This is a genomic window from Brevibacterium sp. VCM10, assembly GCF_000583215.1.
Taxonomy (GTDB): Bacteria; Actinomycetota; Actinomycetes; order Actinomycetales; family Brevibacteriaceae; genus Brevibacterium; species Brevibacterium linens.
The window spans coordinates 21,659-30,031 of sequence record NZ_JAJB01000044.1 but is presented as its reverse complement, the minus strand read 5'-3'; the positions used below and the strand labels follow the sequence as shown (position 1 = coordinate 30,031).

Below are 8,373 nucleotides of genomic sequence, written 5' to 3'. Positions count from 1 at the left end.
CCGCCGTCAGGTAGCAATTGCCTATTCGGGGTCGAGGACCTCGCGCCCGTTGCGAGGGAGTCCGCCGGCTCGGCGGGCGGCCACGAGCCCTGTGATCGTGAACGCGAGGGTGGCGGCGAGGATGAGCAGCAGCGTGGCCGTCCATCCGGCGGTGGCGGTGTTGAGCCAACCGGCGAACGGCGGGGCCAGGGTCGCTGCGAGGTAGCCGCCGAACTGCACGCGCGCCGAGGCGGACGCGGTCTGGGCGTCGCTGCCGGCGGTGCGGGCGATGATCGAGAAGATCGCCGTGAACCCGCCGCCCTGGGCGATGCCGCCGGTGGTCGCCCACAGCCAGTAGGCGCCGGGGGCCGCCAGCAGCCCCACGGGCAGGGACAGCCAGAGGACCGCAACGATCGCCACGGGCACCCACGGCTTCGACTTCACGGCCAGCAGCGGCACTCCGAAGGCGCCGAGGATCGCCGCGATCTGGAACAGGGACGCCGTGCCTCCGGCGGCGGTCGGGGCGAGTCCGATGGTGTCGCCGAGGTAGCTCGGCAGCCACGTCGTCGTCGTGTAGTAGGCGGTCGACTGGCCGGAGAACGTGATGATGAGCAGGGCGATGATCAACCGGAAGGAAGCCGGAGCCTCGGCCCACGACTGCTTCGCGGCCGGGACCGCCTCGGTGCTGGACGCGTCGTCAGCGGAGTCGACGGCCTCCACGGCAGCGCGGGCGGCCTCCCCTTCGCGGCGCACGCGCACGCGGATGAGCACCATCCAGAAACCGAGGCCCGCGAGGGCGAGAACGCCCCAGGCGGCCAGCGCCCAGCGCCAGCCGAAGGCCGCGGCCAGCGGGCCGGTGCCGATGAGGGTGGCCATCGACCCGACGTTCATCATCGCCGAGTACAGGCCGGTGACCAACGACACCTGTTCCCACGGGACCTCGCGGCGGATGATCACGGGCACGACGATATTGCCCAGAGTGATCGCCACACCGATGATGCCGGTGCCCACGAGCATAAGCCACGGTGGGCCGAGCGACCGCAGAACCGTGCCCAACAGGACGCCGGACAGGCATGCGAGAACCGTGGCTTCGGCCCCGAGGCGGGTGATGAACTTCCCCGCCAACGGCGTGGCCAGCGCAAACAGCAGAACCGGCAGGCCGGTGAGGAGACCGAGCCCGGCCGCGCTGAATCCCGTGCCCTCCTGGATGTCGGGCAGGATCGCCGTCGGCGCGATGATCGGCGTGCGCAGGTTGAGGGCGAGGATGACGATGCCCAGAACGATCCAGGGCAGCATCCTCTTCGCGGAGGGTCGCTGAGGCGAACTCACATCCGCTCGGGAACGCGGATGCCGAGCACCCCGAGACCGGCCTGGAGGACCTCGAGCACGATCGCCGAGAGCCGCAGACGGGAGGCGCGCAGCTCTTCGGTCTCGGCGATGAGCACCGGACACTGCTCGTAGAACGACGTGAACGCCTGGGCGAGATCGAACATATAGGTGCACAGGCGGTGGGGCGTCGACCCGGCGGCCACCTCGGTGAGCACATCGGCGAAGCCGAGGATCGACAGCGCGAGCTCACGTTCGGCCGTCTCGTCGAGGCTGATCGCGGCGTTCGCGACCTGGGAGGCATCGACGCCTTCGGCTTCGGCCTTGCGGCCGATGGAGCGGATGCGGGCACCGGCGTACTGGAGGTACGGGGCGGTGTTGCCGATGGGGGCGAGCATCCGATCGAGGTCGAAGGTGTACGAGGTGTCGTGGGCGACGGAGAGGTCGGCGTACTTGACCGCACCGATGCCGACGATGCGCGCGACCTCGTCGGCCTCCTCGGGGGTGAAGTCAACGTGTGATTCTGCCAGAGTCGTCTTCGCCCGGGTCACGGCCTCCTCGAGGAGTTCGGCCAGGCGCAGCGGCGCACCGGAGCGGGTGCGCAGGATCTTGCCGTCGGACCCGAGCACATTGCCGATCTTCACATGTTCGGGGCTGAAGGTCTCCGGCAGCCAGCCGGCTGCGCGGGCGACGGTGAAGACCATCTCGAAGTGCATGGCCTGCGGGGTGCCGACGACGTAGAGAGCTCGGTCCACGCCCAGATTGATCGCCCGGTTGCGCACGGCGGCGAGGTCGGTCGTCGCGTAGCCGTAGCCGCCGTCGGACTTGCGGATGATGAGCGGCAGGGGTTCGCCCTCCCGGCCGGTGAAGCCCTCGGGGAACACGCACAGTGCGCCGTCGGAGATCGTCGCCAGGCCCTTGGCCTCGAGCTCGTCGCAGACCTCGGCGAGCACGTCGTTGTAGGTGGACTCTCCGGCGAGGTCGGCGTCGGTGAGCGTGACGTCGAGCAGCGAGTAGATGCGGTTGAAGTAGTCGCGGGAGTAGCCGACCAGGGTTGTCCACAGGCCCAGGGTCTCCTCGTCGCCGCCCTGGAGCTTGACGACGCGGGCGCGGGAGCGGGTGGCGAAGGCCTCGTCGGAGTCGAACTTCGCCCGGGCCGCCTGGTAGAAGGCGTTCGGGTTCTCGGACACTTCGGAGGCCTCGTCGGAGTCGACTCCGACATCGAGGAGGTGCTCGATAAGCATGCCGAACGGAGTGCCCCAGTCGCCGATGTGGTTCTGGCGGATGACCGTGTTGCCGAGGAATTCGTGGGTGCGGGCCAGGGCGTCGCCGACGACGGTGGTGCGCAGGTGCCCGACGTGCATCTCCTTGGCCACGTTCGGGGCCGAGTAGTCGATGGCGATGGCCTGCGGGGCATCGTTCGCCGGTGCCGCTGCGGCGCCCCCGGCTTCGAGGGTGGAGGCGAGGAATTCCGGGGTGAAGGTGAGGTTGATGAACCCGGGTCCGGAGATCTCCGGGGTCTCACACACACCCTGAAGGTCAAGATTTTCGACGATCTGTGCGGCGATGTCGCGCGGCTTCGACTTCAGCTCCTTGGCCAGCGGCAGGGCCACATTGGCCTGGAAGTCGGCGAACTGGCTGCTGCGGATGACGGGGTCACGCCCGGCGAAGTCCTCACCGAAGGCCTGGGTGAGGGCGGCGGCGAAACGGTCCGTGAGCACAGAAGTCAGAGATGGCATGCGCCCATTCTATTGCCGGGTGCAAGTTGCCTGGGCATCGGTTCCGACCTGCGGCCACCACACAGTCGAGCTTGTAATGTGGGTCACGTGACTTATCTTCGCTTTCCCCATATCCAGTCCGATCTCATCACCTTCACCGCCGACGACGATGTCTGGCTGGTTCCCTCCGCCGGCGGCCGCGCCTGGCGGCTGACCTCCGATCATGCGCCTGTCCGGTCACCGAGGAGCTCGCCCGATGCAGCGCACGTCGCGTTCGTGTCCTTCCGCACCGGCCAGCCGGAGCTCATGGTCGCCGAAGTGGCCACCGGGTCCCTGCGCCGGCTGACCTGGTTGGGGTCGACCGCGATGACGATGCTCGGGTGGGCCGATGCCGCCCATGTCCTCGTCGGTGCGAACGCCGGGGAGTTCGAGGTCCGCAACCATGTCGTGAAGTCCGTGAGCCTCGACGGTGAGGTCGATCGGCTGTCGTACGGTCGTGCTTCGGGCCTGGCCCGGCACCACACGGGAGTGACCGCCCTGTCGACTCCGTTCTCCCGTCCGCCCGCGCACTGGAAGCGCTACCGGGGAGGCACCGCGCCGAGGCTGTGGCTCGACCGGGTGGGCAACGCGAACGCTGCCGGCATCGGCGATGGGTCCGGCGCCCGGTGGCAGCGTCTGCTGCGCGAGGATGAAGCCTCGCTGACGGATCCGCTGTGGGTCGGCGATTCGCTCGTGTTCACCTCGGACCGAGCCGCGACCTTCCCCCACCATGCCGACGAGCAGGCGAACCTGTGGATCATCGACGGACTGGCCACCTCGGCGAGTTCAGATGATGACTCGGTCGTACCACGGCAGCTCACTCATCAGACCGAGGCCACCGGCTATGTCCGTGACGCCACGACCGACGGCACCCGCATCGTCTGGCACTCCCGTGGGGAGATCAAGATCCTCGACAGCCTCGATGCGGCCGTCCGCACCCTCGCAGTAACTCTGCCGGGGACTCAGGTGCAGCCGCTCACCCTGGACCCGAAGACCGGGCTCAACCACATCAGCCCCGACGTCAACGGCAATGCCTCGGTGGTGGAATGGCGGGGAAAGACCTTCTGGCTCGCCCACCGCGAAGGCCCGGCCCGGGCACTGTGCGCGGATTCGTCGATCCGCACCCGCGAACCGGTCATCCTCGGGGACACCGGATTTGCCGCGTACATCACGGATGTCGAAGAGGAGGACGCGATCGAGGTCGCGTCCGTGACCGGGGACAGGCCGCCTCGGCGGATCGGGGCCGGGGCCCTGGGACGGGTCCTGCACCTGCAGGCGGATCCGGCGGGGAAGATGCTCGCCACGATCTCCCACGACGGGTCGATTCGAACCGTCGAGGTGGGCAACGGACGGACACGTCTGGTCGGGCATTCGGGACACGGCGAGGCACGCGATCCGCGGTTCTCACCCGATGGGAAGTACCTCGTGTGGTCGCAGCCGACGCAGGGTGAGGAGCTGCTCGCACAGCTGATGATCGCCGAGGTGAAGTCGGATCGCGAGGCGCAGCCGCTGACGACGGGCAAGTTCAATGATTTCTCGCCGACGTTCACCCGTGATGGGAAGTTCGTCGCGTTCCTCTCCGATCGCACCTTCGATCCTTCGTACAACCAGCATTCCTTCGATCTGTCGTTCAACGGCGTCACCCGACCATGGCTGTTGCCCTTGGCCGCGGACGAGCCCGCACCGTTCGGACCGAGCGCCGGCGGATGGGCGATCAGCGAGGTCACCGAGGAGGCGAAGTCCGAACGTGGGCGCGGGGACAAACCGGCCGCCACCGTCGAGGTCGAACTCGAGGGAGCCGAGGAGCGCATCGTGCCGTTCCCGGTCGCCTCGGGGGTCTTCCGGGATCTCGAATCCGCCGAGGGAGGTCTCGTCTGGCTGCGCACCGGCGACGTCGAAGCCGGTGAGCTCGGCACCGCACGGGCCGGAGATGCCGGGGACAAACCCGCCGAGGTCATCCAGCACTTCGACTTCGCCAAGCGGAAGGTCACCACCGTCGTCGACAAGGCCGACGAGTATGCGATCTCCGGAGACGGCAAACTGCTCGTCGTACGCAGCGACGATGCGATCAGCGTGGTCCCGGCGAACCGGAAGGTCGAGGCCGACGATGATGACTGCGTCTCCGTCGACGTCTCGCGTCTGCGGTTCGAGCTCGACCGTCGGGCCGAATGGCTGCAGATGTTCGAGGAGAACTCCCGGATCATGCGCGACCACTATTGGCGCGAGGACATGAACGGCGTCGATTGGGAGTCGGTGACCCTGCGCTGGCGTGCCGTGGCCGCGAAGGCGCTGACTCATGACGACCTCGTCGACGTGCTGTGGGAGACCGTGGGCGAGCTCAACACCTCGCACGCCTATGTCAGTCCGCCGTCGGGACTGGGCGATGCGTCGAAGAAGCTCGGATTCCTCGGTGCGGATCTTGAGCGGAGCGCTGAGGGGTGGACGGTCTCTCGCATCCTTCCCGGTGAGAGCAGTGAACCGGAGGCAAGGTCACCGCTGCGCCAGGCCGGTGTGGGAGCGGCGCCCGGCGATGTCATCGTGGCTGTCAATGGTCAGCCCGTCGACGAGGCGGCTGGTCCGGCCGCTCTTCTGCAGGGGGCCGCGGACACGATCGTCGAGCTCACTCTGCGCCGCGGACGCAAGGACCGCACGGTTGCCGTGATCCCACTGGCCGGTGAGGAGAAGCTGCGTTATCAGGACTGGGTGCGCTCCCGGCGGGAGTATGTGGCCGAGAAGTCCGGCGGCCGCATCGGGTACGTCCATGTTCCGGACATGACCTCGTACGGCTGGGCGCAGCTGCACCGGGATCTGCGACAGGCTATGGCCTGCGAGGGCGTCATCGCCGATGTGCGGTTCAACCGAGGCGGGCACACGAGTGCTCTGGTTGCCGAACGCTTCGCCGACCAAGTGGTCGCGTGGGGTGCGGCGCGCAGCTATGACCAGATGGACCGAGACCCCGAGGATGCTCCGCGCGGACCCGTGGTCTTCGTGGCCAATGAGTTCTCCGGCTCCGACGGCGACATCATCAACGCACGCGTGCAGGCCAAGGGCATCGGCCCGGTGATCGGTGTGCGCACGTGGGGCGGAGTCGTCGGCATCGACGGTCGCTACGATCTCGTCGACGGAACAGGAGTGACGCAGCCGCGCTATGCCTTTTGGATCGAGGGCAAGGGCTGGAGTGTGGAGAACTACGGCGTCGAGCCCGATATCGAGGTCGAGCACGATCCCGGTCAGCTCTTCGCCGCCGACGATCCGCAGCTCGATCGTGCCATCACCGAGGTGTTCGCCGGGTTGGAGGCCCGTCCCGCCGCCCAGGCTCCGGAGTTCCCACCGCCGCGCGTGCAGCCGCTGAAGAAGGACGGTGCCGGGGCGCCCGACGCTCCTGCCGAGGACTGATCACGCACCACCACCTGCCCGGCGCCCGCCGAGTGGCCACGAGCGCACGCGAAGCGACGTGAGGGTCCGCCCGGCCCAGCCACCTCGTGGGGAGTCATCGACTTTTGATCCAGTCATCGTGAGAAAACTCGATGACTGGATCAGAACCCGATGACGATCCGTACAAAACTCGATGCGTGCCGGACTCTACCGCTCGGTCGGGGCCAGGGCCCACACGGCGAAGGCGAGCAGCACGAAGCCCGAGATCACTCCGCTGATGACCGGGATGAACGCCGGAGCCGCCGCGAAGAAGGCGATGAACCCGCCGATTCCGCAGAGGGTCACGGCGGTGGCGAGCACATGAAAGCGGTCGAGCTCGAAAACCCAACCGAGCGCAAAGAAATGAGTGCCGACGACCACCGCCACCCACGCCACTCCGAGTTCCGAGTGGCCGAGGCTCGCCAGCAGCCGGGTTCCCGCGAACAGCAGGACCGCCTCGATGAGCACGATGATCCAGTAGGCGCGACCGAACGGCGGTTCCCGACGACCGCTTTTCCCCGTTTCGCCGAGGCGGTCGCCACCACCACGTTTCCGCAGCAGTCCGCGGACAGCGAAGACGACGATGCCGGCGAAGACGATGACGCCGACCGTGATGACGAGTGTGCGCCCCAAAGTCGAGAACTGGACGGTGTTGAGGACGAGGAACAGCAGTCCGAAGCCGGCACCGATGAGCGCCCCGATCTCAGCACCGTCCGCTGTCCGCCTGGTGCTGAGTCCTGTCGTGTGATCCGGGTCGGGTGCTTCTGCGGTCATCATCGTCCGCCTCTCGTCGTCGTCAGCCACGCCCGACCCATCGCCGGGAGTTCGGCTCGGCCGGCATCTGAGCAGTGCATCCAGTCGGCACCCTTGTCGGCAACATTCTTCCACCAGTCCACCGTCGCTCCGATGCGGACGGACGAAACTCGGCGAATTCACAAGAATCCTCCGGCACCGCGGCTCTTGACCTCGCTCATGAACTGATGTTCACTTGGTGTGAACCTAGATTCATTTTTCGTTCGAGGAGGCAACGATGCCAACGTCCACCAACCCGACTCAGCAGACCGCAGCCACGGATTTCGACGACATACTCTACGTGGTGGAAGAGACCTTCGCGGTCATCACGATCAACCGGCCCGATTCCTTCAATTCGTTCCGCTCGCAGACCGTCGACGAACTCATCGAAGCCTTCACTCTCGCCTGGGGCGACAACCGCGTCCGCTCGATCATCCTCACCGGTTCCGGGCAGAAGTCCTTCTGCGCCGGCGGCGACGTCAAACAGAAGGCGCAGACCGGCGACTACGGCCCCAGCCGCTACGGCATGTTCCGCATCTCCGAACTCCACAAGGTCATCCGCTCGGTGCCGAAACCGGTGATCTCCGCGGTCAACGGCGTCGCCATCGGCGGCGGAAACGTGCTCACCACCCTCTGCGACATCACGATCGCGGCCTCCCACGCGCGCTTCGGCCAGGCTGGCCCCAAGGTCGGATCGTTCGACGCCGGCTACGGCTCGGCCTTCCTCGCCCGCGTCATCGGCGAGAAGCGCGCCCGTGAGATGTGGTACTTCTGCGAACTCGTCGACGCACAGAAGGCCGAATCCTGGGGTCTGGCCAACGAGGTCGTCGAGGCCGACGAACTCATGCCCCGCGCCAAAGAACGCGCCCGAGCCCTCGGTCTCAAGGCTCCGACGGCGCTGCGCTTCCTCAAGCAGTCGTTCAACGCCGACTCCGAGATGCAGACCGGCTTCACGAACCTCGCCATGAGCGCCCTCGACCTCTACGCCCACTCGCCGGAATCACACGAAGGCGCGGCCGCCTTCGCGGAGAAGCGTGACCCGGACTTCAGCCGCTTCGACGGCGCGTACTGACCACCGGCGCCCCGCCGGCACAGGCCCCACCCG

General features: G+C 67.4%; 5 protein-coding genes. 2 read left to right on the top strand and 3 right to left on the bottom strand.

From position 1 onward, the window contains the following. Window positions 1-21 precede the first annotated feature (21 nt). Together AD89_RS0113385 and argS are read right to left on the bottom strand one after the other, a co-directional pair. Window positions 22-1,275: an MFS transporter gene (locus tag AD89_RS0113385; protein WP_025779690.1), complete on the bottom strand. Its 1,254-nt coding sequence runs from the start codon at window positions 1,273-1,275 to the stop codon at window positions 22-24. A 29-nt stretch (window positions 1,276-1,304) separates the two neighbouring features. Beyond that, a complete protein-coding gene (gene argS, locus AD89_RS0113380) occupies window positions 1,305-3,044 on the bottom strand; it encodes an arginine--tRNA ligase (RefSeq protein WP_025779687.1) in 1,740 nt (579 codons plus the stop codon). Window positions 3,045-3,131: 87 nt separating this feature from the next. Between argS and AD89_RS0113375 the strand changes: the two genes are divergently transcribed. Further along, window positions 3,132-6,458 (top strand): S41 family peptidase, encoded by a 3,327-nt coding sequence (locus tag AD89_RS0113375; RefSeq protein WP_025779686.1) that lies wholly within the window; start codon window positions 3,132-3,134, stop codon window positions 6,456-6,458. 186 nt (window positions 6,459-6,644) lie between these two features. Here AD89_RS0113375 and AD89_RS0113370 read toward each other — a convergent pair whose 3' ends face one another. Continuing rightward, entirely contained in the window at window positions 6,645-7,280 is a 636-nt protein-coding gene (locus AD89_RS0113370; protein WP_231488679.1) for a hypothetical protein, read from the bottom strand. 226 nt (window positions 7,281-7,506) lie between these two features. Between AD89_RS0113370 and AD89_RS0113365 the strand changes: the two genes are divergently transcribed. Beyond that, complete coding sequence (locus AD89_RS0113365) at window positions 7,507-8,340, top strand: enoyl-CoA hydratase-related protein (protein ID WP_025779682.1); 834 nt, start codon at window positions 7,507-7,509, stop codon at window positions 8,338-8,340. The last annotated feature ends 33 nt before the right edge of the window (window positions 8,341-8,373 follow it).